General features: G+C 72.4%; 22 protein-coding genes. 14 read left to right on the top strand and 8 right to left on the bottom strand.

Annotation, left to right across the window (positions count from 1 at the left end):
- Nucleotides 1–198: 198 nt before the first annotated feature.
- Complete coding sequence (locus OG462_RS36605; protein WP_406064533.1) at nt 199–2,223, top strand: beta-galactosidase; 2,025 nt, start codon at nt 199–201, stop codon at nt 2,221–2,223.
- Between the two features lie 173 nt (nt 2,224–2,396).
- Nucleotides 2,397–3,974, top strand: a complete 1,578-nt coding sequence (locus OG462_RS36600; RefSeq protein ID WP_406064531.1) for an arabinogalactan endo-beta-1,4-galactanase — start codon at nt 2,397–2,399, stop codon at nt 3,972–3,974.
- A gap of 55 nt (nt 3,975–4,029) precedes the next feature.
- Here OG462_RS36600 and dgoD read toward each other — a convergent pair whose 3' ends face one another.
- The 5 genes from dgoD to OG462_RS36575 all read right to left on the bottom strand — a co-directional run bounded on the left by dgoD (nt 4,030) and on the right by OG462_RS36575 (nt 8,696).
- On the bottom strand, nt 4,030–5,175 hold the full coding sequence (gene dgoD, locus OG462_RS36595) for a galactonate dehydratase (RefSeq protein WP_406064529.1): 1,146 nt from the start codon (nt 5,173–5,175) through the stop codon (nt 4,030–4,032).
- Entirely contained in the window at nt 5,172–5,924 is a 753-nt protein-coding gene (locus tag OG462_RS36590) for an SDR family NAD(P)-dependent oxidoreductase (RefSeq protein WP_406064527.1), read from the bottom strand. The genes dgoD and OG462_RS36590 overlap by 4 nt, the downstream gene beginning before the upstream one ends.
- A gap of 100 nt (nt 5,925–6,024) precedes the next feature.
- Entirely contained in the window at nt 6,025–6,999 is a 975-nt protein-coding gene (locus tag OG462_RS36585) for a sugar kinase (RefSeq protein WP_406064524.1), read from the bottom strand.
- Nucleotides 6,996–7,718, bottom strand: a complete 723-nt coding sequence (locus OG462_RS36580) for a bifunctional 4-hydroxy-2-oxoglutarate aldolase/2-dehydro-3-deoxy-phosphogluconate aldolase (protein ID WP_406064523.1) — start codon at nt 7,716–7,718, stop codon at nt 6,996–6,998. Before OG462_RS36580 ends, OG462_RS36585 begins: the two co-directional genes overlap by 4 nt.
- A 75-nt stretch (nt 7,719–7,793) precedes the next feature.
- Nucleotides 7,794–8,696 carry an SMP-30/gluconolactonase/LRE family protein gene (locus OG462_RS36575; RefSeq protein ID WP_406064521.1) on the bottom strand — a complete coding sequence of 301 codons (903 nt, stop codon included), beginning with the start codon at nt 8,694–8,696 and terminating at the stop codon, nt 7,794–7,796.
- A 176-nt stretch (nt 8,697–8,872) separates the two neighbouring features.
- Between OG462_RS36575 and OG462_RS36570 the strand changes: the two genes are divergently transcribed.
- Nucleotides 8,873–10,150 carry an ROK family protein gene (locus tag OG462_RS36570; RefSeq protein ID WP_406064519.1) on the top strand — a complete coding sequence of 426 codons (1,278 nt, stop codon included), beginning with the start codon at nt 8,873–8,875 and terminating at the stop codon, nt 10,148–10,150.
- A 16-nt stretch (nt 10,151–10,166) separates the two neighbouring features.
- On the opposite strand, the gene OG462_RS36565 is transcribed toward OG462_RS36570, so the two are convergent.
- Entirely contained in the window at nt 10,167–10,937 is a 771-nt protein-coding gene (locus tag OG462_RS36565) for an IclR family transcriptional regulator (protein ID WP_406064517.1), read from the bottom strand.
- A 244-nt stretch (nt 10,938–11,181) separates the two neighbouring features.
- Here OG462_RS36565 and OG462_RS36560 point away from each other — a divergent pair, with 244 nt between their 5' ends.
- From OG462_RS36560 to OG462_RS36550, 3 genes are all read left to right on the top strand, one after another.
- Nucleotides 11,182–12,336, top strand: a complete 1,155-nt coding sequence (locus tag OG462_RS36560) for a mandelate racemase/muconate lactonizing enzyme family protein (RefSeq protein ID WP_406064515.1) — start codon at nt 11,182–11,184, stop codon at nt 12,334–12,336.
- A gap of 101 nt (nt 12,337–12,437) precedes the next feature.
- A complete protein-coding gene (locus OG462_RS36555; protein WP_406066856.1) occupies nt 12,438–13,436 on the top strand; it encodes a zinc-binding dehydrogenase in 999 nt (332 codons plus the stop codon).
- A gap of 295 nt (nt 13,437–13,731) precedes the next feature.
- On the top strand, nt 13,732–14,754 hold the full coding sequence (locus tag OG462_RS36550) for a LacI family DNA-binding transcriptional regulator (RefSeq protein ID WP_406064513.1): 1,023 nt from the start codon (nt 13,732–13,734) through the stop codon (nt 14,752–14,754).
- 66 nt (nt 14,755–14,820) lie between these two features.
- Here the strand turns inward: OG462_RS36550 and OG462_RS36545 are convergent, their stop codons facing one another.
- Together OG462_RS36545 and OG462_RS36540 are read right to left on the bottom strand one after the other, a co-directional pair.
- A complete protein-coding gene (locus tag OG462_RS36545) occupies nt 14,821–15,279 on the bottom strand; it encodes a pyridoxamine 5'-phosphate oxidase family protein (protein WP_406064511.1) in 459 nt (152 codons plus the stop codon).
- 25 nt (nt 15,280–15,304) lie between these two features.
- Complete coding sequence (locus OG462_RS36540; RefSeq protein WP_406064509.1) at nt 15,305–15,445, bottom strand: hypothetical protein; 141 nt, start codon at nt 15,443–15,445, stop codon at nt 15,305–15,307.
- Between the two features lie 174 nt (nt 15,446–15,619).
- On the opposite strand from OG462_RS36540, the gene OG462_RS36535 reads away from it, so the two are divergent.
- The 8 genes from OG462_RS36535 (at nt 15,620) to OG462_RS36500 (ending at nt 24,592) form a co-directional block, all read left to right on the top strand.
- Nucleotides 15,620–16,270, top strand: a complete 651-nt coding sequence (locus tag OG462_RS36535; RefSeq protein WP_406064507.1) for a GntR family transcriptional regulator — start codon at nt 15,620–15,622, stop codon at nt 16,268–16,270.
- Nucleotides 16,267–17,190 carry a dihydrodipicolinate synthase family protein gene (locus OG462_RS36530; protein WP_406064505.1) on the top strand — a complete coding sequence of 308 codons (924 nt, stop codon included), beginning with the start codon at nt 16,267–16,269 and terminating at the stop codon, nt 17,188–17,190. Before OG462_RS36535 ends, OG462_RS36530 begins: the two co-directional genes overlap by 4 nt.
- Nucleotides 17,187–18,941 carry an L-arabinonate dehydratase gene (araD, locus tag OG462_RS36525; RefSeq protein WP_406064503.1) on the top strand — a complete coding sequence of 585 codons (1,755 nt, stop codon included), beginning with the start codon at nt 17,187–17,189 and terminating at the stop codon, nt 18,939–18,941. Before OG462_RS36530 ends, araD begins: the two co-directional genes overlap by 4 nt.
- A 147-nt stretch (nt 18,942–19,088) precedes the next feature.
- Nucleotides 19,089–20,027 carry a carbohydrate ABC transporter permease gene (locus OG462_RS36520; RefSeq protein WP_406064501.1) on the top strand — a complete coding sequence of 313 codons (939 nt, stop codon included), beginning with the start codon at nt 19,089–19,091 and terminating at the stop codon, nt 20,025–20,027.
- A 35-nt stretch (nt 20,028–20,062) separates the two neighbouring features.
- Nucleotides 20,063–20,944 (top strand): carbohydrate ABC transporter permease, encoded by an 882-nt coding sequence (locus OG462_RS36515; protein WP_406066855.1) that lies wholly within the window; start codon nt 20,063–20,065, stop codon nt 20,942–20,944.
- Between the two features lie 44 nt (nt 20,945–20,988).
- Nucleotides 20,989–22,194, top strand: a complete 1,206-nt coding sequence (locus tag OG462_RS36510) for a Gfo/Idh/MocA family protein (RefSeq protein WP_406064499.1) — start codon at nt 20,989–20,991, stop codon at nt 22,192–22,194.
- Nucleotides 22,191–23,042 carry a PmoA family protein gene (locus OG462_RS36505; RefSeq protein WP_406064497.1) on the top strand — a complete coding sequence of 284 codons (852 nt, stop codon included), beginning with the start codon at nt 22,191–22,193 and terminating at the stop codon, nt 23,040–23,042. Before OG462_RS36510 ends, OG462_RS36505 begins: the two co-directional genes overlap by 4 nt.
- The gene (locus OG462_RS36500) at nt 23,039–24,592 is read left to right on the top strand and encodes a family 43 glycosylhydrolase (RefSeq protein WP_406064495.1); all 1,554 of its coding nucleotides are present in this window, start codon (nt 23,039–23,041) and stop codon (nt 24,590–24,592) included. Before OG462_RS36505 ends, OG462_RS36500 begins: the two co-directional genes overlap by 4 nt.
- Nucleotides 24,593–24,685 lie beyond the last annotated feature (93 nt).

Raw genomic sequence — 24,685 nt, 5'->3', positions numbered from 1 at the left:
TCCCTCGAACGGGGAGGCCGACCATGCATCTGTGAGCGTTCACAGTAGAGAAACGTTCCGGACACTTGTCAATGGTTGTTCGTGTGCGGTTATGTTGCGTTGCCACATCGAGACCGGGTGTGTGCACGTTCCCAAACGAACAAAGCTTTTGCTGTGTGACGTTCGTACGATGCTCGTTCGATGCTTCAGGAGAGACTCATGCCGCAGACCACCCCCAAGGGCCTGCACCGGCTCGCGTTCGGCGGGGACTACAACCCTGAACAGTGGCCGGAAAGCGTCTGGCAGGAGGACGTCCGCCTCATGCGGAAGGCCGGCGTCACCATGGTGAGCGTCGGGATCTTCTCCTGGGCCCTCCTCGAACCGGAGCAGGGCCGGTACGACTTCGGCTGGCTGGACCGGCTCCTCGACCTGCTCCACGAGCACGGCGTCCGCGTCGACCTGGGCACGCCCACCGTGGCACCGCCCGCCTGGTTCTACCGGGCACACCCCGAGGCGCTGCCCGTCACCGCCGAGGGCGTGCGCTACTCGTACGGCTCACGCGGGGCGATCTGCCATAGTTCCTCCGCCTACCGCACGGCCGCCGCGGGCATCACCACCGAACTGGCCCGCCGCTACGGCAGCCACCCGGCGCTCGCCCTCTGGCACGTCCACAACGAGTACGGCGTCCCGGTCAGCGCCTGCTACTGCGACAACTGCGCCGCCCACTTCCGCCGCTGGCTCGACGACACGTACGGTTCGGCGGAAGCCGTGAACGAGGCCTGGGGCACCGCGTTCTGGGGGCAGCACTACTCCTCGTACGAGGAGATCGACCCGCCCCGGGTCACGCCCACCGTCGGCAACCCGGCCCAGCAGCTCGACTACCGGCGCTTCGCCGACGCCACCATCCGGGAGAACTTCAGGACGGAACGGGACATCCTGCACGAGCTCGCGCCCGGCATCCCCGTCACCACCAACTTCATGACCGCGCTCAGCCAGTGCGACTCGATCGACTACTGGGCCTGGGGCCGCGAGGTCGACCTCGTCACCAACGACCACTATCTGATGACCGACGGCCGCCGCACCCACGTCAATCTGGCCATGGCCGCCGACCTCACCCGCTCCGTCGCCGGCGGCGCACCCTGGCTGCTCCTCGAACACTCCACGTCCGGCGTGAACTGGCAGGCCCGCAACCCGGCCAAGCGCCCCGGCGAGATGGCCCGCAACTCCCTCGCCCATGTGGCCCGCGGCTCCGAGGGCGCCATGTTCTTCCAGTGGCGCCAGTCCCGGCGCGGCGCCGAGAAGTTCCACTCCGCGATGGTCCCGCACGGCGGGACCGACACCCGGATCTGGCGCGAGGTCGTCGCCCTCGGCTCCGACCTGGAGGCCCTGGGGGAGGTACGCGGCACCCGGACCGTGCCGGACGTCGCCGTGCTCTGGGACTGGCACTCCTGGTGGGCGCAGAACCTGGAGTGGCGGCCGAACGAGGCCCACGACGCCCGCGAGCGCGCCGACAGCTTCTACGAGACCCTCTACGACCGGCACCTCACCGTCGACTTCGCCCACCCCGAGGCCGACCTGTCCGCCTACCCGCTGGTCGTCGTGCCCGCGCTCTACCTGATGACCGAGGCCGCGGGCCAGAACCTCCGCGAATACGTCGAGAACGGCGGCACGCTCGTCGTCTCGTATTTCTCCGGCATCGTCGACGAGCACGACGCCGTGCACCCCGGCGCCTACCCGGGTGCCCTGCGGGACGTCCTCGGTCTCACCGTGGAGGAGTGGTCGCCGCTCCTGGACGGCGAGCGGGTGCGGATCGCCGGACCCGACGGCGCCTCGCTCACCGGTGACGTGTGGACGGAGTTCGTCCGGCCGCGCGGTGCCGAGACCGTGTGGACGTACGCGGACGGGCCGGCCGCCGGCGGGCCCGCGGTGACGCGGCACCGGCTCGGGCGGGGCACCGCCTGGTACGTCTCCACCCGGCTCGACGCGGCCTCGCTGGACGCGATCGTGGCCGCCGCCTGCGAGGACGCCGGGGTCTCGGCCCGTGCCTCGCTCCCGCGTGACGTGGAGGTCGTGTGCCGCGCCGGGGCGAGCGGGCAGCGGTACCTCTTCGCGCTCAACCACTCCGCCGAGGACGTCGTGGTGCCGCTGGGCGGCTCCGGTGTGGAGCTCCTCGCCGGTACGCCGGTCGACGGGAAGGTCACCGTCCCGGCCGGTGCCGTCGGAGTCGTCCGCCTGGACGCCTGACCGGCTCACCCTCCCTCCCCTCACCCTCCCTCCCCTCCCCCGGCCTTGCGCCGGACCCCCTGATCTCCCCGGGGGCGGCCGTACCGCATGCGCCGTCCCCGGGTGAGCCGTACCACCCGTAAGGAACCACCCGCACCACACATCACATTGGCCACCGTCGAAGGGACTCGACGATGCACCCCGCACGAAGCCGCATCCGCCTGCGAGCCGCGGCCGTCGCCGCGGCGCTCGCCGCTCTGCTCCTGGCCCCGCTGCCCGCCGCCCAGCACGCCGAGGCAGCCGCCACCCTCACCAACGCCGGGTTCGAGAGCGACGCCACCGGCACCGCCACCCCGACCGGCTGGTCCAGCTACTCGGCCGCCGGCCAGAACGCCGCCTCGTTCACCGAGGCCGGGGGCCACGGCGGCAGCCACCGCCTCAGCCACTGGTCGGCGGCCGCGTACAAGGTCGAGACGTACCAGTACCTCTCCGGGCTCACCGACGGCACGTACACGCTGAGCGCCTGGGTCCGCTCCGGCGGCGGTCAGAACGCCGCCTATCTGGCCCTGCGCAACTGCGGGTCCGCCGAGCAGCGCACCGACCTGCCGGTCACGTCCACCTGGATACGGATCGTCACCCCGATCACCGTGACGGGCGGCGCGTGCACGATCAGCGTCAACTCCGATGCCAACGCCGGGAACTGGCTCAACGTCGACGACCTGACGTTCACGTCCGGCACGACCGGTCTCGCGGTCAGGGGCGTCGACCTCTCCGCGCTCAAGAAGAGCGAGGACCTCGGCGGGACCTACAAGTCGAGCACCGGCGCCACCGGTGACGCGGTCGCCCTCCTCAAGAACGCGGGGGCGAACTACGGCCGCCTCAAGGTGTGGGTGAACCCGGCGGACGGCTACAACAACAAGGCCCGCGTCCTCGCCACCGCCCAGAAGATCAAGGCGCAGGGCATGAAGCTCCTCGTCGACTTCCACTACTCCGACATCTGGGCCGACCCCGGCGCCCAGACCAAGCCCACCGCCTGGTCGGGCCACTCGTACAGCCAGCTCACGACCGACGTCTACAACCACACGTACGACGTCCTGAACGCCCTCAAGGCACAGGGCACCACGGCCGACATGGTGCAGATCGGCAACGAGATCAACACCGGCATGCTCTGGCCGGAGGGCTCGACGTCCAACTGGTCCCAGCTCGGCGGGCTGCTCAAGTCCGGCATCTCGGCGGCCAAGGCGGTCTCGTCGAGCACCCAGATCGCGCTGCACCTCGCCAACGGCGGCGACAACGCCCTCTACCGGACATGGTTCGACAACGCGACCGCTCAGGGCGTGAGTTACGACGTCATCGCGTTCTCCTTCTACGGGTACTGGCACGGCGCGCTGTCCTCGCTCCAGGCCAACCTGGACGACATCTCGGCCCGTTACGGCAAGAAGGTCATGGTCGCGGAGACCGCGTACCCGTTCCGCCTCGACAGCGAGGACGGTCACGAGAACATCATCGACCTGTCGAGCGAGCTGGTCTCCGGCTACCCGGCAAGCAGCGCCGGGCAGTCGGCCTGGCTCCGGGACATCATGAACGTCGTCGAGGCGGTCCCGAACGGCCGAGGACTCGGCGTCTTCTACTGGGAGCCGGCCTGGACCGCCGTCACCGGCAACGGCTGGGACCCGGCCGACTCCTCCTCCGGCAACGGCTGGGAGAACCAGGCCCTGTTCGACTACGACAGCAAGCTGCTGCCGGCGGCAAGCCGGCTCGCGCACCGCTGACACACCCTGAAGGGGCCGGACTCTCCCACGAGTCCGGCCCCTTCGGCATGTCCTGCTACCACTCGGCGAGGGAGCCGTCGTCGCGCCGCCAGGCCGGGTTGCGCCAGCGGTGCCCGACCTCGGCGGCCCGCTCGACGGCCTTCGCGTCGACCTCGATGCCGAGACCGGGTCCCGTGGGCAGGCCCACGTGTCCGTCCTCGTAGCGGAAGACCGAGGGGTCGACCAGGTAGTCGAGCAGATCGGAGCCGGTGTTGTAGTGGATCCCGAGGCTCTGCTCCTGGATCAGCAGGTTCGGCGCGGCGAAGCCGACCTGGAGACAGGAGGCCAGGGCGATCGGACCCAGCGGGCAGTGCGGGGCGAGGGAGACGTCGTACGCCTCCGCCATCGCGGCGATCCTGCGCACCTCCGAGATGCCGCCGGCGTGCGAGAGGTCGGGCTGGGCGACGGCGATGCCCTGGTCGAGAACCTTCTTGAAGTCCCAGCGGGAGTAGAGGCGTTCGCCGGTCGCGATGGGGATGGAGGTGGAGCGGACGATGTCGCCGATGTGGTCGCTCATCTCGGGGACGACCGGCTCCTCCACGAAGAAGGGGAGGTACGGCTCCAGGAGCGGGAGGACCCGGCGGGCCATCGGGGCGGTGAGCCGCCCGTGGAAGTCGATGGCGATGTCGAACTCGTCGCCGACCGCCTCCCGGATCGAGGCGACCCGGTCCACGATCCCGTGGACGGCGGCGGGGGTGTCGATGAGCCGCAGCTGCGCGGAGGCGTTCATCTTGATCGCGGTGAAGCCCTCGTTCTTCCGGGCCAGGGCCTCGGACGCGACGTCGTCGGGCCGGTCGCCGCCGATCCAGCTGTACACCCGGGCGCGGTCGCGGACGTTGCCGCCGAGCAGCTGCCAGACGGGGACGCCGAGGGCCTTGCCGGTGATGTCCCAGAGCGCCTGGTCGATGCCGGCGACGGCGCTGGAGAGGACGGGGCCGCCGCGGTAGAAGCCGCCCTTGGTGAGGACCTGCCAGTGGTCCTCGATCTTCATCGGGTCCTGGCCGATCAGGTGGTCGGACAGCTCGTCGACGGCGGCGGCGACGGTGTGGGCGCGGCCCTCGACGACGGGCTCGCCCCAGCCCGTGATGCCCTCGTCGGTGTCGATGCGCAGGAAGCACCAGCGCGGGGCGACGAGGTAGGTGCGCAGGGAGGTGATCTTCACTTGGAGTCCTTCTTCACGGTCCAGCCGCCGTCGACGACCAGGTTGGTTCCGGTGATGTAGGCGGCGTCGGCGGAGGCGAGGAAGGCGACGGCCGCGGCGACCTCCTCGGGCCGGCCCAGCCGGGCGAGCGCGGTGGCGTCGGCGGAGAGCCTGCGTCCCTCCTCGTCGACGTCGTTCCAGACATCGGTGAGGATCGGGCCGGGCAGCACGGAGTTGAAGCGGACGTCGGGCCCGTACTCGACGGCGAACTGGCGGACGAGCGCGCACATGCCGCCCTTGGCGGCGGCGTACGCCGGATAGCCGGGCAGGCCGAAGTCGGCGTGCACGCTGGAGGTCGCGACGAGGCTGCCGCGCCCGGCGCGCAGATCGTCGAGGAAGGTGCGGGTGGCGAGGTAGAGGGCCCGCAGGTTGACGGCCATCTCGCGGTCCCAGGTGGCGACGGGGAGTTCGTGGGCGGCGGCCGGGGTGTGGGTGAAGGCGTTGCTGTGGAGGATGCTCACCTGGCCGAAACGCGTGTGGGCCTCTGCACGGAGGGCGGTCCAGTCCTCCTCGGCGGAGACGTCGCAGCGGACGTAGGCGGCGCGGCCGCCGTCGGCGCGGATCGCGGCGGCGACGGCCTCGCCCGCCTCGTCGGCGATGTCGGAGAGCAGCACGGCCGCGCCCTCGGAGGCGAGCCGAACGGCACTGGCCGCCCCGATACCGGAGGCGGCGCCGGTGACTACGGCGGTCTGCCCGGAGAAACGGTTCATGGGTGTGGGTTCCTGGGGTGTCGGGACGGAAGGGAAGTCGCACTGCGGTACTGGGGTACGGCGGGACGGCGGGACGGCGGGACCGTCGGGCTCGGACGCGTCAGCGGCTGATGTCCTGGGCCGCGAGGAGGCCGAGTTCGGCGCGGCGCGGGAGGCCTTCCCAGTCGCCCGGGACCGAGACCGCGAAGGCGCCGCAGAGCGCGGCGAGGTGCAGTCGTTCCTCCACCGGGGCGCCGTCGAGGACGGCGGCGAGATAGCCGGAGACGAAGGCGTCGCCCGCGCCGACGGGGTCGACGGCGGTGACGGGGACGGCGGGCCGGACGTGGAGTCCGCCCTCGGCTTCACCGTCGCCGGTGGCCACGAGGGCCCCCTGCGCACCGAGTTTGAGCACCGCCTGACCCGGCCCGAGCCGGGTGAGGGCGCGAGCCATCCGTTCCGGCGCCTGCTCGGGCACGAAGAGGGCGGCCTCCTCGGGTCCGGCGAAGACGATGTCGGCGTACGGAAGGAGCCCGGCCAGCACGTCGGCGGCCTCGGCGCGGCCCCAGAGGCGTTCTCGGTGGTTGACGTCGAAGGAGACGGTGACGCCGGCGGCGCGGGCGAGGGACACGGCGTGTTCCACGGCGGCGCGCGCCGTGCCGCTCAACGCCGGGGTGATGCCGGTGACATGGAGCACCCGGGCCCCGGTGAGCTGCGCCTCGTCGAGGTCCTCGGGGGCGAGGCGGGAGCCCGCCAGGCCGGCCCGGTAGTAGCTGACGCGGAGCCGGTCGGCGGTGCGGCGCTCGCGGAGCATCAGACCGGTGGCCGCGGCCGGGTCCGTACGGGCGGCGGACACGTCGACGCCCTCGGCGCGAAGGCCGGCGAGGACCATCGCGCCCGCCGCGTCCTCGCCGACCCGCCCGGTCCAGGCGGCCGGGTGGCCGAGCCGGCTGACGCCGATGGCGACGGTCGCCTCGGCGCCCGCCCAGCCGAGGCGGAGCGGGGCACCCGAGGCGAGCGGTCCGGGCTCGGTCGCCGCGACCACCGCCATGGCCTCGCCGAGGGTGACGAGGGCGGGCTGCCTGCCGATCGGCGTCATCGGCGTATGCCGTCGAGGAAGGCGGCGGCGCGCTCGCCGAGGGCGGCGAGGGAGCCGCCCTCGCAGGCGTCGCCGACGAGAGGGCTGCCGATGCCGAGCGCGGCGGCGCCCGCGGCCAGATACGCGGGGGCGTCGCCGGCGCCGATGCCCCCGGTCGGGACGAGGGGGATGTGGGGCAGCGGGGCGCGGACGGCGCGGAGGTACGCGGGCCCGCCGGTGGCGGCGGGGAAGAGCTTCACCATGGTGGCCCCGGCGCGCCAGGCGGTGAGGATCTCGGTGGGGGTGTACGCGCCGGGGAGCACCGGGACGTCGAGGCGGGCCGCCTCCGCGATGACCTCGGTGGAGGTGGTCGGGGTGATGAGGTACGTCGCCCCGGCCGCGACGGCGGCCTGAGCCTCGGCGGGCGTGGTCACGGTCCCGGCGCCGAGGGCGAGCCCGGGCGGGGCGTCGGCGGCGTACTCGCGCAGAGCGTCGAGCACGCCGGGAGTGGTGAGGGTGAACTCGGCGGCGCGAATGCCGGAGGCGAGGAGGGTGTCGGTGACCTCGGCGAACCGGGTGGCGGAGGTGGAACGAAGGATCGCGATGACGGGCGCGGAGGCGAGGGCGGCGCGGAAGCCGTGGCCGGCTGCCCGGGCCCGGGTGCGCTCCTCGGACGGGGTGGCACCCCCGGGTGCGGTGTGCCGCTCGGGCGGAGTGGTTGCTGCGGGCGGGGTGGTCATGGCTGGGCGGGGCTCCCTTGGGAGTGGGGGTACGGAGCGGGTGACGGGCGGCCGGGGCGGGCCCCCGGCGATGCGTCAGCGATCGGCGTACGGAACGCTCGGCAGTCCCCTCGCGCCGGGGCGGCAGACGAACAGGCGGCCCGCGTCCGGCTCCGCGCGGCGGCGGGTCTCGTCGAGGCCCTCCGTCGCCGTCGTGATGACCAGGACGTCCAGGTCCGGTCCGGCGAAGGCGCAGCTCGTCACGTGGGAGGCAGGCACCTCCACGCGCGCGTGAAGGGTGCCTTCCGGCGTGAGGGCGAGGACTTCACCGCCTCCCCACACCGCCACCCACACCCGCCCCGCTCCGTCCACCGTGAGCCCGTCCGGCACACCGCGGTCGAGGACGGCGAACGGCCGGCGGTCGCTCAGGGCGCCCGTCACCGCGTCGTACGCGAAGACGTCGACCCGCCCGGTCGGGCTGTCCGCGTAGTAGAGGAGCGTGCCGTCGGGGCTCCAGCCGAGGCCGTTCGAGATGGTGACCGCGTCCAGGAGGGTGACGAGGCCTTCGCCGTCGAGGCGGTAGAGCGCGCCCGCGCCCGGGCTCTCGTCGTACGCCATCGTTCCGGCGAGGAGCCGGCCCGCCGGGTCGACGGCGGCGTCGTTCATCCGGCGGGGCAGGCCGTCCTCGGGCAGCACCGGCGCCGCCAGTTCGACGGCCTCCGCGACCGGGCGGTCCTGCTCCAGGCGGAGGAAGGACGTGCCGGCTGCCGCGAGCAGGGCTCCTGAGGCACAGGGCTGGACCGCGCCGACGGGGCGGTCGAAGCGGAGCGTCGAGACGGCGACCAGGTCCGGCGTCACGTCCTGCGTCAGGGCGGCCCGGTGGACGAGGCCGTCGGGAATGTCCACCCAGAGCAGTTCCTGGCGCCGGGTGTCCCAGACGGGCCCTTCCGTCAGGCGTCCGGGCAGGGGGGAGCAGGGCTGGGCCCTGAGGTGCTGCATCTGGCCTCCTCGGTCGGGGAAGTGGTGCGGAGTGGCGCTGAGTGGCGCCGCACACGAAAAACTACGGGTTCGTCTAACGGTTGTAAATATCCCGCCCACCCCTTCTTCCAACCCTTTGAATAAGATGCCGAAGTACGGGCCGGGGATACGGGCCGCACGAGCGGAGGACAGCACACATGATCAAGCGGACGTCCCAGGACATTCGCCGCCTCAACCGCTTCGAGGTCCTGCGGCGCTTCTACGCGGGGTCCGGTGCGATGAGCCGTCAGGACCTCGCCGCCGCGACCGGCCTCTCCTTCGCCACCGTCGCCAATCTGACCTCCGAACTCCTGGAGGCCGGCGTCCTCGTCGAGGCGGGCCACGAGGACTCCAGCGGCGGCCGGCCGCGCGCGCGGCTCGCCGTCAACGCCGACCGGGGCGCGCTGATCGGGATCGACATCGCCGAGACCTCGGTCCACGCCGAGCTGTTCGATCTCGCCCTGGAGGTCCGCCACTCCGTCGAGCGCCCGCTCCCCCCGGGCGACGTCCGGCCCGCCGACGTGGTCGAACAGCTCGCCGCCTGCGTCGAGGAGTTGCTGCACGGCTCCGGGGTCCCCCGCGCGCGCGTACTCGGAGCGGGCGTCAGCGTGCCCGGCATGGTGGAGCGCGAGGGCGGGGTCTCCTCCTTCTCCCCCTACTGGTCCTGGCACGAGGTGCCGCTCCGCGCCCTGCTCGACGAACGCCTCGGCCTGCCCCTCTGGCTCGACAACCCCCTGCGGGCCAGCACGGTCGCCGAGTTGTGGTTCGGCGCCGGCCGCGAGGTGGACGACCTGGTCGTCCTCACCCTGCGGGCCGGTGTCGGCGCCGGGATCGCGATCGACGGGCAGCTCTACCGGGGGTTCACCAACAGCGCCGGCGAATGGGGCCACACCTGTCTCGCGATCGACGGCCGGCTCTGCACCTGCGGCAATCGGGGTTGCGTGGAGGCGTACGTCAGCACCCGGGGGATCGCCCAGACCTGGCGCGAGCTCGCCCCCGGTGACGAGCGGGCGGCCGGGCCGGACGACGCGGCCACGGTCGCCGCCCTCGCGCGTGCGGCGGCGGAGCAGGACCCGACGGCCGCCGCCGTCATCGACCGGACCGGGCGCTACCTGGGGGCGGCGGTGGCCAATCTGGTCAATCTGCTCAACCCCCGGGCCGTCGTCCTCGGCAATCAGGTCGTCGATCTGCTGGGAGAGCGACTGCTGACCGCCACGTACGAGGCTGTCACCCGGCACGCGCTGCCGCTGCCGCACCGGGCGGCGACCCTGCGGCGCAGCTCCGTGCCGCACAACGCGGTCACGCGGGGTGCGGCCGCCTTCGCCCTGGAGGGATTCCTCGACGACCGGGAGGTCTTCGGCCCGGTCAGCCGGATGCGTCAGCCCCGGGAGCGACGGGACGGCAGGCGCGCCGGGTCCGCCGGCGCGGAGTCCTGACACCCCCTAGGGGGCGTCAGTGCGCGATCCGGTGTCCCAGCCGCTCCGACAGCTCGTTCGCGCCCTTCACCGCGAGTGCCGTGAGTTCGTTCTCGCGGCCCTCGCTCCAGCGGTGCACCGGTACCGAGACCGACAACGCGGCGACGACCCGGCCGGTGCGGTCCCGTACCGGCGCGGCGACACAGCTGACGTCGGGGTTGGACTCCTGCTGCTCGCCGGCGACACCGAGGATCCGGATCTCGGCGAGCGCGGCGCGCAGCGCGTCCGGGGCGGTGATGCTGCGGGGCGTCATGCCGGTGAGTTCGTACCCGTCGAGGCGCTCGTCGAGCTCGGCCTCGGGGAGGGTCGCGAGCAGCATCTTGCCGACGGCCGTGCAGTGGGCGGGCAGTCGGCGTCCTGCCGCGGAGACCATCCGTACCGCGTGGGTCGAGTCGACCTTCGCGATGTAGATGACGTCCATGGCCTCCAGGACGGCCACGTGCACGGTCTCGCCGCACGTGTCGGCCACGTCGCGGGCGACCTGGTGGCCCTCGGCGGCGAGGTCGAGCTGCTCGGCGTACCGGCTGCCGAGCTGGTAGGTGCGGACGCCGAGCCGGTAGCGGCCGGGCTGTTCCGGCACCGGGACGAGGTAGTTGCGGGCGGTCAGGGTGGTGACCAGCTCGTGGGTGGTCGTGCGCGGCAGCTGGAGCCTGCGGGTGATCTCGGGGGCGGACAGTGTCCCGTCGCCCTCCAGGAAGAGCTCCAGTACGTCGAATGCCCTGGTCACCGCCGGAACGAGTCGTCCCATGGGTCCCCCACCTCGCCTCTGCCCGTTCGATATCCCGTACTGCGACCGAAATCGCGAACAGAGACTAGCGGCGCGCCTCACACCGGGCAATGGCCGGAACCGCAGGCGGGAAGGGTGGGCACGCTCCCATTGACACTCCGGCGGGCCGCTGCCTACGGTCTCGCCGATCCACCGAACGAGATTCGGCATCTCGAACAATCCGGCATCCCGCACCACACGTCCGCGTCCCCGGGGAGCAACCACCGTGCGCATCACGGGAATCACCACACATGTCGTCGGCACGCCCTGGCGCAACCTCACCTACGTCCTGGTCCACACCGACGAGGGTCTGACCGGTGTCGGTGAGACCCGGATGCTCGGGCACACCGACGCGCTCGTGGGCTACCTCCGTGAGGCGGAGTCCCGTCACATCGCCGGTTCGGACCCGTTCGCGGTGGAGGATCTCGTGCGGCGCATGAAGTACGGGGACTTCGGGCGGGCCGGCGAGATCGTCATGTCGGGCATCGCGGTCGTCGAGATGGCCTGTTGGGACATCAAGGGCAAGGCCCTCGGCGTGCCGGTCTGGCAGCTGCTCGGCGGCCAGGTGACCGATCGGGTGAAGGCGTACGCCAACGGCTGGTACACCACCGAGCGCACCCCGCAGGCCTATCACGCGGCGGCGCGTGAGGTCGTGGCACGCGGCTACCGGGCCCTGAAGATAGACCCGTTCGGGACCGGTCACTACGAACTGGACGCCGCACGGTCGCGGGAGGCCGTCGCGCTCATCGAGGCAGTACGGGACGCGATCGGCCCGGATGCCGAGCTGATGGTGGAGATGCACGGCCGGTTCTCGCCCTCGACCGCGGTCCGCCTCGCGCGCGAACTCGCCCCCTTCCGGCCGGCCTGGCTGGAGGAGCCGGTGCCGCCGGAGAACCTCAAGGCCCTGGCGAAGGTCGCCGAGAAGGTGGACCTGCCGATCGCGACGGGTGAACGGATCCACGACCGGATCGAGTTCAGGGAGCTCTTCGAGTCACAGGCCGCCGATATCGTGCAGCCCGACGTCGGGCACATCGGCGGCATCCTGGAAGCCAGGAAGCTCGCCGCGACCGCCGAGACCCACTACGTCCTCGTCGCCCCGCACAACGTCGGCGGCTCGGTCCTCACCGCCGCGACCCTCCAACTCGCCGCCTGCACACCCAACTTCAAGATCCTGGAACACTTCAACGACTTCGCGGACGCGGAGATCAAGAAAATCGTACGCGGCGCCCCCGAGGTCGACCCGCAGACCGGTTGCTTCACCGTCTCCCACGAGCCCGGTCTCGGGGTGGAGTTCGACGCGGACGCCGCCGCCGAATTCCCCCAGCAGCACGCCCGGTTCGACCTGTGGGCCGAGGGCTGGGAGAAGAGGCAACCCAAGTGAGCGCCGCCGAATCCGCCGAAGTGAGTACCCTCGAATCCGCCGCCGCGAGCCCCGATCGCGACGCCGAGGCCGTCGGCCATTCCACCGCCACGAGCCGCGCCGTGCTCGTCGAACGGCCCGGCGTGCACCGGCTGGTCGAACGGGAGGTCCCCTCACCCGGCCCCGGCGAGGTACGGGTGAGGGTCGCCGCCGCCGGGATCTGCATGAGTGACCGCGAGGTGTACGAGGGCCGCCGCGCCCCCGGGTACGTCCGCTACCCGATCGTCCCCGGCCATGAGTGGTCCGGCACCGTGGACGCCATCGGTCCGGGAGTCGATCCCGCGCTCCTGGGCCGGCCGTGCGTCGCCGAGGGCTTCCGGTCCTGCGGCCGGTGCGAGCGCTGCCGGTACGGGGAGACCAGCCTCTGCACCGCGGGGTACGCCGAGACCGGCTTCACCGAACCGGGCGCGTTCGCCGACCACGTCCTCGTACCCGCCCGGCTTCTTCGCCCGCTGCCGGACGAGGTGGATCTCCGGGCCGCCGCCCTGCTCGAACCCGCCGCCGTCGTCGCCGCGGCAGTACGCGCGGGCGGGCCGCGCCCGGGAGAGCGGATCGCCGTGGTCGGCGCCGGAACGCTCGGCCTGCTCGCCGTCCAGTGGCTCGCCGCCTCCTCCCCGGCCGAGTTGGCCGTCGTGGACCCGCGTACGGCCCGGGCGGCACAAGCCCTGGCCTTCGGCGCGAGCAGGGCCCTCACCCCGGCCGAGGCCGACGGCGAGACCGGACGCTTCGACCTGGTCGTGGAGACCGCCGGGGCGCCCACCACGGCCGCCTCCTCGTGCCTGCTCGCCCGCCGGGGCGGCCGGGTCGTACTCACCGGCATGTTCACGGCGGGGGCCACCGGGATCGACCCGTTCCATCTGTCCGTCAGCCAGCTGGAGATCCGCAGCGTCTTCGGCGCCTCCTCCGCCGCCTGGGCCGACGCCGTCCGCGCCCTCGCGCTCGGACTGCTCGACCCGGCCCCGCTCATCACCCACGAGTTGCCCCTTGAGCGGTTCGGCGAGGCGCTCGCCCTGGTGGGCGGCGGCGACCCGAGCGTGGGCAAGGTCCTCCTCCGCCCCTGAACCGCGACCCGCGGCCATCCCGTACCGGCTCGTCCTGGATCTGCTCGCCCGGCACGGGGCGGACGGAGGCATGTCCCCGCTCGGCTCCCGACACCCGGGCGAACTCCGGCGATTCAGCGGCGACGCCTCGCTCGTCGAAGCGCTTCGATCTTCTTGACCCACTTCTCTGGACACGTCAACACACCCGCGTTACGGTCTCGCTGAGCCGTCGAAGCGATCGTTCGACAGCCGTCGTCGAAGCGATTCACCACCATGGGCATCGCTTCACCTCAGTCACGGCCCGCGGGGAGAACGGATGGTCACGCTTGCCGAGGTCGCCCGGCACGCCGGAGTGTCGGCCAGCACGGTGAGCTATGTCCTCAGCGGCAAGCGACCCATCTCCGACCCCACCCGGGAGCGGGTGCGGGCCAGCATCGAGCAGCTCGGATACCAGCCCCACGCGGGCGCCCGCGCGCTCGCCAGCAGCCGTTCCCGGATCATCGCACTGATGGTCCCGCTGCGCACCGACATGTACGTGCCGGTGATGCTGGAGATCGCGGTCGCCGTCGCGACGGCAGCCCGCGCCCACGGTTACGACGTGCTGCTCCTCACCGGTGAGGAAGGGCCCTCGGCGCTGCGCCGCGTGACGGGCAGCGGGCTCGCCGAGGCGGTGATCCTGATGGACGTCCAGCTCGACGACGAGCGGCTGCCGGTGCTGCGCGCGGCGGGCCCGCCGGCCGTCCTGGTCGGGCTGCCCGCCGACCCCACGGGGCTGAACTGCGTCGATCTGGACTTCGCGGCGGCCGGAGCGCTGTGCATCGAGCATCTGACCGGCCTCGGGCACCGGGAGATCGCGGTCATCGGCGAGTCCCCCGGTGTCTACGCGCGGCATACGGGCTTCGCCGAGCGCACCCTGCGCGGGCTGCGCGACCGGGCGGCCGAGCTCGGGGTCCGGCTGCTGCACCGGCCGTGCGAGGGCGGTCATGACGCCGTCGCGGGGGTGCTCGCCCGGATCTTCGACGAGCGGCCCGGGGTCACCGCCTTCGTCGTGCAGAACGAGACGGCCGTCGAGCCGCTGCTCGCACTGCTGCGGCGCACCGGCAGGGCCGTGCCCGAGGACGTGTCGGTGGTCGCGGTCTGCGCCGGCCAGATCGCCGCCCAGGCCTCGGTGCCGCTCAGCTCGGTGGCGATCCCCGCGCAGGAGCTGGGCCGCAGGGCGGTGGAACGGCTCATCGCCGGCCTCGGCCGGCCTGCCGGGGAGGACACGGCCGGGGTCGAACTCCTCACGCCCGCCCTGACCGTACGGGACAGTTCGGGCCCCCCTCACGTCGCCGGCTGAGGGACCGGCGGAACCGACCCGAGAGCCCGGCACCGAGCCTTCCGGTGCCGGGGCTCTCCGTCTGCCTCAGACCGCCCAGACGCCGTCCCGCATGAGGTGACGCCCGACGATCTCAGGCTCCTCGTGCCATGCCTCCACGGCGGTGGGCCTGACCCGGAACCAGACGTACGCGGGGCCGGAGCTGCGAGGGTCCCAGCCCGACTTCGCGGCGAACGCCTCGATGGCCGCCGTCGGCACGTCATCGACGGCGAGGGTCGTCACCTCGCCGTCGAGCAGGACGACGTCCCGGGTGTGCCCGAGTGAAAGGCGGGCCCGTCCTCCGTCATGGAGGTTGCGGCCGGTGGGGTTCGTCAGCCGGGTGCACAGCCAGATGTCCGTGCCGTCCCAGTGGAAGGCCAGCGGTACGAGGTACGGCGTCCCCTCGGCGCTCGCCGAGGCGACCCAGATGTCCACCTCCTGCGCCAGCCGCGCGAGGACGTCCTTCTTGCGCTGTTCGGGACCTCGTATCGTCCGAGTGTTCGTCATGGCCCGACCCTACGGGCCGTCCCCGTCATGATCCATCCGCTTGCAGGACCCGTACCGCGTACGGGAGGTCCGTCCCGGTCACCGTCGCCCGGGGCCCTTCCGGCGTACGGGTCACCTCGTAGACGGCCGCCGGTGCGCCCGTGTGGTCGGGGACCGTGACGGTCACCGGGCCCTGGCCTTCCCCCGCACCCCCGGGGCCACCAGCAGCGTCAGGCCGGGTCACTTCGTAGAAAGCGTTTGCGCGAAGCATTGACGAAACACGAACGCCCCCTTAGCTTCATGCCCGTTGCACTTCGTACGTCATATATGAGACGCGATACATGAGATCTGAGAGCGCGCCATGGCCTTCGCCCCCAGTCCCATCCCCTCCCGCACCCAGTACGTCCTGGAAGCGATCAAGCACGACATCCTCACCGGGGGACTGAGACCCGGCCAGGCACTCGTGGAGACCGAACTCGCCGCGCGCTTCGGGGTGTCGAAGACCCCGGTCCGCGAAGCGCTCAAGACCCTCGCGGGCAGCGGGCTCGTGGTGATGAGCCAGTACAAGGGCGTCACGGTCCGGATGGTCGACGCGGACATGGCCCGCGCCGTCTACGACGTACGGCTGCTCCTGGAGCCCGAGGCGGTCCGCCGCGCCGTCGCCTCCCGCGCCCCGCTCGACGCGGCGCACGAGGCCCTGCGCCGTGCCGCCGGGGCGGAGGACCCGGCCGAACGGTCCCTGGCCAACCGGGACTTCCACCGCGCGCTCTACCTGCCCTGCGGCAACCCGCTGCTCGGCCGGATGCTCGACGAGGTCCGTGACCAGGCCGCACTGGTCTCCACGGTCGCCTGGGCCGCCGTCCCCTCCTGGGAGCGCGAGGCCGCCGAGCACGAGGAGATCCTGCGGCTGGCCGACGCGGGCGACGTCGACGCCGCGGGCCTGGCCGTGCACGACCACATCGCCTCGTTCGTCGAGCGCGCCTTCCCCCAGTCCCCCCTGATCAGCGAATGAGCGGGCAGCACGTGAGCATCGAATTCGACACCCTGAGGACCGCCCTGGCCGACGTCGTGGCCATCCCGGTCACCCCGTTCGCCGAGGACGGCTCCGTGGACACCGTCACCCACCGCGCGCTGCTGCGCCGGCTCCTCGACGGCGGGGTCCGCACCCTCACCCCCAACGGCAACACCGGCGAGTTCTACGCCCTCACCCCCGACGAGCGCCGTTCCCTCACCGAGGTCACCGTCGACGAGGCCGGCGACCGCGCCGCGATCCTGGTCGGCGTCGGCCACGACGTGCCGACAGCGGTCGAGGCGGCCCAGCACGCCCGCGCCACGGGCGCCCACATGGTGATGGTCCACCAGCCGGTCCACCCGTACGTCTCCGAGAGCGGCTGGGTCGACTACCACCGGGCCATCGCCGAGGCCGTCCCGGAACTCGGGGTCGTCCCCTACATCCGTAACCCGCTGATCGGCGGGGCCCGGCTCGCCGAGCTCGGCGCCGTCTGCCCCAATGTCGTCGGGGTGAAGTACGCGGTCCCCGACGCGGCCCGGTTCGCCGGCTTCGCCCGGGACGCGGGCCTCGACCGCTTCGTGTGGGTGGCCGGGCTGGCCGAGCCGTACGCGCCCGCCTACTTCGCGAGCGGCGCCACCGGATTCACCTCCGGCCTGGTCAACGTCTCCCCCGCGCTCTCCCTGGAGATGCTGGGCGCGCTGCGGGCCGGCGACTACCCGACAGCGATGAAGGTCTGGGAGCGGATCCGCCGCTTCGAGGAGCTGCGCGCGGCCAACGGCAGCGCGGACAACGTGACCGTGGTCAAGGAGGCACTCGCCTCCCTCGGCCTCTGCCGCCGCGCGGTCCGCCCGCCGAGCCGCGAACTCCCCGAGAGCGAGCGGTCCGAGGTCGCCACGATCGCCGCCGGGTGGCCGATATGAGCGGCGACCCGGACACGGCCGCCGCGGGCACGCCCCGCCGCCCCGAGGATCTGCGCAGTCACCAGTGGTACGGCACCGACGGCCTCCGTTCGTTCAGCCACCGGGCCCGCACCCGGCAGCTCGGCTACCTCCCCGAGGAGCACCTCGGCAAGCCGGTGATCGCGATCCTCAACACCTGGTCCGACATCAACCCCTGCCACGTGCACCTGCGCGACCGCGCCCAGGCCGTGAAGCGGGGGGTGTGGCAGGCCGGTGGCTTCCCGCTCGAGTTCCCGGTCTCCACCCTCTCCGAGACCTTCCAGAAGCCGACCCCGATGCTCTACCGCAACCTCCTCGCCCTGGAGACGGAGGAGCTGCTGCGCTCGTACCCGGTGGACGGGGCGGTGCTGATGGGCGGCTGCGACAAGACGACTCCGGCACTGCTGATGGGCGCGGCCTCGGTCGACCTGCCGACGGTGTTCGTTCCGGCGGGGCCGATGCTGCCGGGGCACTGGCGGGGCGAGACCCTCGGTTCCGGTACGGACATGTGGAAGTACTGGGACGAGAAGCGGGCCGGGAACCTCGGCGACTGCGAGATGGCGGAGCTGGAGAGCGGTCTCGCCCGCTCCCCCGGGCACTGCATGACGATGGGGACGGCGTCCACGCTGACCGCCGCCGCCGAGACGCTCGGCGTGACCGTGCCGGGTGCCTCCTCGGTCCCGGCGGTGGACTCGGGGCACGACCGCATGGCGGCCGCTTCGGGGCTGCGCATCGTGGAGCTCGTACGGCAGGACCTGCGGCTGTCGCGGATCCTGACGAGGGAGGCGTACGAGGACGCGGTGGCCGCCGTCCTGGCGCTCGGCGGCTCGACCAACGCGGTGATCCATCTGATCGCGATGGCGGGGCGCTCGGGGGTGAAGCTGACGCTCGACGACTTCGACCGGATCGCGCGGACGGTTCCGGTGCTCGCGAATCTGCGGCCCGGCGGGCAGTACCTGATGGAGGACTTCCACTTCGCGGGCGGAATGCCGGGCTTCCTCTCCCGGCTCACGGACGTCCTGCATCTGGACCGCCCGACCGTCTCCCACGTCACCCTGCGGGAGCAGCTCGACGGCGCGCTGATCCACAACGCGGAGGTGATCCGCGACCGTTCGAGGCCGCTGGCCACCGAGGGCGGGGTCGCGGTGCTGCGGGGCAACCTCTGCCCCGACGGTGCGGTCGTCAAGCACATCGCGGCCGAGCCGCACCTGCTCAAGCACACCGGTCCGGCGGTCGTCTTCGACGACTACCGGTCGATGCAGCGGACCATCGACGACCCGGCGCTCGGCATCACGCCCGAGCACGTGCTCGTCCTGCGCGGCGCGGGCCCCAAGGGCGGGCCCGGGATGCCGGAGTACGGCATGCTGCCCATCCCCCGGTACCTGCTCGAACAGGGCGTACGGGACATGGTGCGGATCTCCGACGCCCGGATGAGCGGCACGAGCTACGGGACGTGCGTGCTGCACGTGGCTCCCGAGTCCCATGTCGGCGGACCCCTTGCCCTCGTCCGTACGGGCGATACGATCACCCTCGACGTCGCGGCACGCTCCCTCCACCTGCACGTCACGGACGAGGAGCTGGACGTCCGCCGGGCCTCGTGGACACCTCCGCCGGCGCGGTACGAGCGCGGCTACGGCGCGCTCTACATGGAGCAGATCTCCCAGGCCGACACCGGCTGCGACTTCGAGTTCCTGGCGCGTCCGGGCACCACCCCCGATCCGTACGCGGGCTGAGACCCCGCCGCACCGCACCGCACGGCCGGTCCGTCCCTCCGCACCGCCCCGCCGACCCCATCAGCGCCATCAGCTCCACCCGCCCCACCCTGTCCGAAATCTCGAACGTCGTTCGCGAAGCGCTTCACCGAGAACGGAGCCGCCGTCATGGCCTCAGCTGTGACCCCACCGCCCCAAGCCGTCACGGCACGGCGCCGCCGTCGCACGGGAGCGACCCCCCGCCGACTGCCGTACCTGCTGATCGCCCCCGCCGGACTGCTGATGCTGGGCTTCATCGCCTACCCGGTGCTCAGCGTCTTCTACTACAGCCTCCAGCACTACAACCCGACGAAGCCCTGGCGGAACGGCTTCGCCGGCCCGGACAACTTCACCCGGATCTTCACGGACGACCCGCATTTCTGGGGGACGTTGACGTTCAGCCTCAAGTGGGTCGTCGTCGAGGTGACGCTCCAGCTCCTCTTCGGTCTCGCACTCGCCCTCATCGTGAACCAGACGTTCGTCGGCCGCGCCCTGGGCCGGGCCCTCGTCTTCTCCCCGTGGGCCGTCTCGGGCGTGCTGACCTCCGCGATCTGGGTGCTGCTCTACAACTCCCAGACCGGGATCAGCCGTTACCTGGCGGACATGGGCCTCGGCACCTACGGCACGTCCTGGCTATCCGACACCTCGACCGTGTTCCCGGCGGCGATCATCGCCGATCTCTGGCGCGGAGTGCCCTTCTTCGCCATCCTCATCCTGGCCGACCTCCAGTCCGTTCCGAAGGACCTGTACGAGGCGGCCGAGGTCGACGGGGCGGGCCGGGTCCGCCAGTTCGTCCACATCACCCTGCCGCACATCCGGGACGCGATCGTCCTGTCCACGCTGCTGCGCGCGGTCTGGGAGTTCAACAACGTCGACCTGCTGTACACGCTGACCGGCGGCGGCCCCGCGGGCGAGACGACCACCCTGCCGCTGTACATCGCCCACACCAGCGTCGACGCCCACAACTTCGGATACGCCTCCGCCCTCACCACGGTGGCGTTCGTGATCCTTCTCTTCTGCTCGATGGTCTATCTGCGCCTGAGCAAGTTCGGAGGCGACGGCAAGTGACAGCCGAGTCCACCCTGAGCCCGGCCCCGGCCGACGTGACCCCGCCCCGGGCCGCGCAGCCGCCCGACCGGACCCCGCCCTCCGTCGCCCGCGCCAAGCGCAGGGCCTGGGACGAGGTGCCCCGCTGGCAGATCTACCTGCCTCTCGGGATCTACCTCCTCTTCACCCTGATCCCCTTCTACTGGATCCTGCTCTTCGCCGTACGCCCGGCCGGCTCCACCTCATTGCTGCCCTGGCCGATGACGACCGCGCACTTCGAGAAGGTCTGGAACGAGCGGAGTTTCGGCGTCTTCTTCCAGAACAGCCTGCTCATCGGGGTCGCGGTGCTCATCAGCACCACCGTCGTCGCGCTGGCCGGCGGTTACGCGCTCGCCCGCTTCGACTTCAGGATCAAGAAGGGCTTCATGCTGGCCCTGCTCTGTTCGCAGTTCGTGCCGGGCGCCCTGCTCCTCGTCCCGCTGTTCCAGATCTTCGCCGAGCTACGGATGATCAACTCCCTGGGCAGCGTGATCATCGCCGAGACCGTCTTCCAGCTCCCCCTCTCGATGATCCTGATCAGCGGCTTCATCAGGAACGTGCCGTACTCCCTGGAGGAGGCGGCCTGGGTGGACGGCTGCAACCGCTTCTCCGCCTTCCGGATCGTCGTCCTCCCGCTGCTCCGGCCCGGTCTCGTCGCCGTCGGCTCCTTCGCCTTCGTGCACGCCTGGAACCACTTCCTCTTCGCCCTGATGTTCCTCAGCAGCCAGGACAAGCAGACGATCCCCGTCGGCCTCAACACCCTCATGGGCGCCGACAGCGTCGACCTCGGGGCGCTCGCCGCGGGCGGGGTCGTCGCCGCCGTGCCCGTCGTCATCGTCTTCGCCTTCATCCAGAAGTGGCTGGTCACCGGGTTCAGTGCCGGGGCGGTGAAGGGATGAGCGAGACGGCCGGAACCGACACAGCACGTACCAACAGGGAAGACATGAACACCGCACGCACCCCGGACACCGCACCCACCGCGGGCCCCCGTGACACCCGTACCCCCCTGCCGGTCGTCCTCGCCGGCGCCCGCGGCCACGGCCGCAGCCACCTCCTCAACATCCGCCGTCTCGAAGAGCGGGGACTCGTCCGGCTCGCCGGGGTCTGCGAGCTGCGCCCGCTCGACGCGGCCGAGCTCGACGGCATCGGAGACCCGGAGCAGTCCGCCGACTTCGAGGCGCTCCTCGCCTCCACCGGCGCCCGGATCGCCGTGCTCAGCACCCCCATCCAGACCCACACCGACATGACGCTCGCCGCTGCCCGGCACGGGGCGCACATCCTCCTGGAGAAGCCACCCGCCCCGTCGTACGCGGAGTTCCGCCGGATGGCCGACGGCGTCGAGGCGGCCGGGGTGGCCTGCCAGATCGGTTTCCAGTCGCTGGGTTCGCACGCGGTGCCCGCGATCCGCCGGATGGTCACGGAGGGCGCGATCGGCGAACTCCTCGGCGTCGGCGCTGCCGGGGCCTGGGTCCGTGACGAGGCCTACTTCCGGCGCGCCCCCTGGGCGGGCCACCGGCGCCTCGGCGGGGTCGACGTCGTCGACGGGGCGCTCACCAACCCCCTCGCCCACGCCGTCGCCACGGCGCTCGCGCTGTCGGGCTCCACCCGGGCCGAGGACGTCGACCACATCGAGACCGAGCTGCTGCACGCCCACGCCATCGAGTCGGACGACACCTCCGCCGTACGGGTCGTCACCTCGGCCGGCACCCAGGTCACCGTCGCGGCGACGCTCTGTGCCGAGCAGTCCTCGGAGCCGTACGTCGTCGTCCACGGCACCCAAGGGCGGATCACCTTCTGGTACCGGCAGGACCGGGTGCTCGTGCAGCGGGCCGGGCACGGCCCGGTGGAGACCGAGTACGGCCGCACCGACCTCCTGGAGAACCTCGTCGCGCACGTCACCGACGGCGAGCCGTTGTGGGTGCCGCCGGCGGCGACCGGCGCGTTCATGCGGGTCGTGGAGGCGGTACGGACGGCTCCCGACCCGCTGGCGATACCTGCCGCGCACTGGCACACCGAGCCCGGCGAGAGCGCGCCGCGCCGGGTCGTCGACGGTGTCGACGCCCTGGTGGACGCCAGTGCCGCCGGACTCAGGCTGTTCTCCGAACTCGGCGCCTCCTGGGCCCCGTCGACCCGGGCGGAGGCCCGATGAACCCCGAGCCTCCGGCGGTCCTGCGCTGCGCGGGCCGCACCGTCGCCCGCTACACGACCCGGCCCGGTCTCGCCCTCGACCACTCCCCCCGGCCGTACCTGCACCCGGTCACCACGCTCGCCGGTCGCCCGGTGACCGAGACCGTGCCCGAGGACCATCCGCACCATCTCGGGGCGGGCATCGCCGTGCCCGATGTCGCGGGCCACAACTTCTGGGGCGGACGCACCTTCGTACGCGACCGTGGGTCCGTCGAGCTCGACAACCACGGCGTGCAGCGGCACGACGGGTTCAAGTTGTGCGACCCGGACGGCTTCGTGGAGGAGCTGACCTGGACGGCCGGGGGCGAGCGGCTGCTCCGCGAGCACCGGACGGTGGCGGCCACCGCGCTCACCGAGGCCGCCTGGGCGCTCGACCTCACGTTCTCCCTCGCCAATGTGTCCGGCCGCGACCTGTCGATCGGCAGCCCCGCGACGAACGGCCGGCCGGGTGCCGCGTACGGCGGCTTCTTCTGGCGCGCGCCGAAGGAGACGAAGGCGCCGGTGGTGTTCGGGGCGGCGGCGGACGCGGACGGCGAGGAGGCGGTGCACGGGGTCCGCTCGGACTGGGTGGCGCTCGTGGGCGAGGGCTGGACCCTGGTGTTCGCCGGGGCGACGGCCCGGACCCGTGAGGACCCGTGGTTCGTCCGGGCGGCCGAGTACCCGGGGGTCGGCTCCTCGCTCGCCCACGACGGGCGTCTTCCGGTGACGGCCGGGGAGACCTTCGTACGCCGGGTGGTGACCGTCGTCGCCGACGGCCGCCTCGACCGCGACGAGGCGGCGGCCCTGGTCCGCAAGGCGGTGGCGTCGTGAAGGGGGCCGGTGCGGTCACCGCGACCGGGGACCTCGGGGACGGCACCTACCGCAACCCCGTCCTCGCCGCCGACTGGTCCGACCCCGACGTGGTCCGGGTCGGCGAGGACTACTACCTGACGGCCTCCAGCTTCGGCCGCGCGCCCGGCCTCCCCCTGCTGCACTCCCGGGACCTGGTCAACTGGACGCTCGTCGGCCATGCCCTGGAGCGGCTCGAACCGGCCGCCGCGTTCACGGAGCCCCGGCACGACCGCGGGGTGTGGGCCCCCTCGTTCCGGCACCACGACGGGCGGTTCTGGATCTTCTGGGGCGACCCCGACCACGGGATCTTCCAGGTCAACGCCCCTTCCGTACGCGGCCCGTGGACGGCCCCGCACCTGGTGAAGGCAGGCCCGGGTCTCATCGACGCCTGCCCGCTGTGGAACGAGGAGTCGGGCGAGGCGTATCTCGTGCACGGCTGGGCCAGGTCCCGAGCCGGCTTCAACAATCGGCTCACCGGGCACCGGATGAGCCCGGACGGGACGAAGGTCCTCGACGAGGGCCGGATCCTCGTCGATGCCGACCGGATACCGGGCTGGTTCACCCTGGAGGGCCCGAAGCTGTACCGGCACGACGGCCAATTCTGGATCTTCGCACCGGCCGGAGGTGTGGCCACCGGCTGGCAGGGCGCGTTCCGGTCGCGGTCGTTCCTCGGTCCGTACGAGGAACGGACCGTCCTCGCGCAGGGCGACACCGACGTCAACGGCCCGCACCAGGGCGGCTGGGTGCGCACCCAGCGCGGTGAGGACTGGTTCCTGCACTTCCAGCAGTCGGGGGCGCACGGCCGGCTCGTCCATCTCCAGCCGATGCGCTGGGACGCGGACGGCTGGCCCGTGCTCGGAGACGAGGGCGCCCCGGTCCGGGTGCACCGCAAGCCGGACCTTCCGGAGCAGCCGCCCGCGCGGCCGGCGGTGGACGACACGTTTCCCGGCGGCCGGTTCGGCCGTCAGTGGCAGTGGACCGCCAACCCGGGCGAGGGCTGGGCCAGTCAGCACACGGGCGACGGCCTGCGCCTCGGCTGCGTCCGTACGGACCGGCTCGACGATCTCCGCTCCCGACCGCACGTCCTCACCCAGCGGCTGCCCGCCGGGGCCGTGGTCGTCGAGGTCGGGCTGCGGCTCGACTCGGAGGCGGCCGGGGCCCGCGCGGGGCTCGTCGTCCTGGGGGACGCGTACGCGTGGATCGGCCTGGAGCGTGCCCCCGACGGTACGGCCCGGCTCGTGCACCGTTTCGCCCCGTCCCATGCGGACCACGAACGGGACGCGGCGCACTCCCGGCCGGTGACCGGGGAGCGGGTCCTGCTCCGGATCGAGGTCACGGCGGACGCGCGCTGCCGTTTCTCATATACCGCCGACGACACAGCTGACGGCCCGGTCCGACTCGGTCCGGAGTTCGCCGCCACGCCCTGGCGCTGGGTCGGCGCGCTGCTCGGCCTGTTCGCCGGGGCGCCGGAGGGCGCGGGACACGCCGGGACGGCCGTGTTCTCCGCCTTCCGCGTCACCACCGCCTGAACGACATCCCCCCGGGGCGCTCCTTCCTCGGCGCCCCGCCCCGAACTCCCCCACACCTCATCCCCGTAACACCCCGAGAGATCCCGTAACACC

It is taken from the genome of Streptomyces sp. NBC_01077 (assembly GCF_045162855.1).
In the GTDB taxonomy this organism is placed as follows: Bacteria; Actinomycetota; Actinomycetes; order Streptomycetales; family Streptomycetaceae; genus Streptomyces.
Note: the sequence above shows the minus strand (reverse complement) of the source record. Positions and strands in the feature narration are given on the sequence as shown.

Coding starts and splice junctions, on each gene's coding strand:
- OG462_RS36605 (WP_406064533.1), top strand. CDS start 199: ATGCCGCAGACCACCCCCAAGGGCCTGCACCGGCTCGCGTTCGGCGGG.
- OG462_RS36600 (WP_406064531.1), top strand. CDS start 2,397: ATGCACCCCGCACGAAGCCGCATCCGCCTGCGAGCCGCGGCCGTCGCC.
- OG462_RS36590 (WP_406064527.1), bottom strand. CDS start 5,924: ATGAACCGTTTCTCCGGGCAGACCGCCGTAGTCACCGGCGCCGCCTCC.
- OG462_RS36585 (WP_406064524.1), bottom strand. CDS start 6,999: ATGACGCCGATCGGCAGGCAGCCCGCCCTCGTCACCCTCGGCGAGGCC.
- OG462_RS36580 (WP_406064523.1), bottom strand. CDS start 7,718: ATGACCACCCCGCCCGCAGCAACCACTCCGCCCGAGCGGCACACCGCA.
- OG462_RS36575 (WP_406064521.1), bottom strand. CDS start 8,696: ATGCAGCACCTCAGGGCCCAGCCCTGCTCCCCCCTGCCCGGACGCCTG.
- OG462_RS36570 (WP_406064519.1), top strand. CDS start 8,873: ATGATCAAGCGGACGTCCCAGGACATTCGCCGCCTCAACCGCTTCGAG.
- OG462_RS36565 (WP_406064517.1), bottom strand. CDS start 10,937: ATGGGACGACTCGTTCCGGCGGTGACCAGGGCATTCGACGTACTGGAG.
- OG462_RS36550 (WP_406064513.1), top strand. CDS start 13,732: ATGGTCACGCTTGCCGAGGTCGCCCGGCACGCCGGAGTGTCGGCCAGC.
- OG462_RS36545 (WP_406064511.1), bottom strand. CDS start 15,279: ATGACGAACACTCGGACGATACGAGGTCCCGAACAGCGCAAGAAGGAC.
- OG462_RS36535 (WP_406064507.1), top strand. CDS start 15,620: ATGGCCTTCGCCCCCAGTCCCATCCCCTCCCGCACCCAGTACGTCCTG.
- OG462_RS36530 (WP_406064505.1), top strand. CDS start 16,267: ATGAGCGGGCAGCACGTGAGCATCGAATTCGACACCCTGAGGACCGCC.
- araD (WP_406064503.1), top strand. CDS start 17,187: ATGAGCGGCGACCCGGACACGGCCGCCGCGGGCACGCCCCGCCGCCCC.
- OG462_RS36520 (WP_406064501.1), top strand. CDS start 19,089: ATGGCCTCAGCTGTGACCCCACCGCCCCAAGCCGTCACGGCACGGCGC.
- OG462_RS36510 (WP_406064499.1), top strand. CDS start 20,989: ATGAACACCGCACGCACCCCGGACACCGCACCCACCGCGGGCCCCCGT.
- OG462_RS36505 (WP_406064497.1), top strand. CDS start 22,191: ATGAACCCCGAGCCTCCGGCGGTCCTGCGCTGCGCGGGCCGCACCGTC.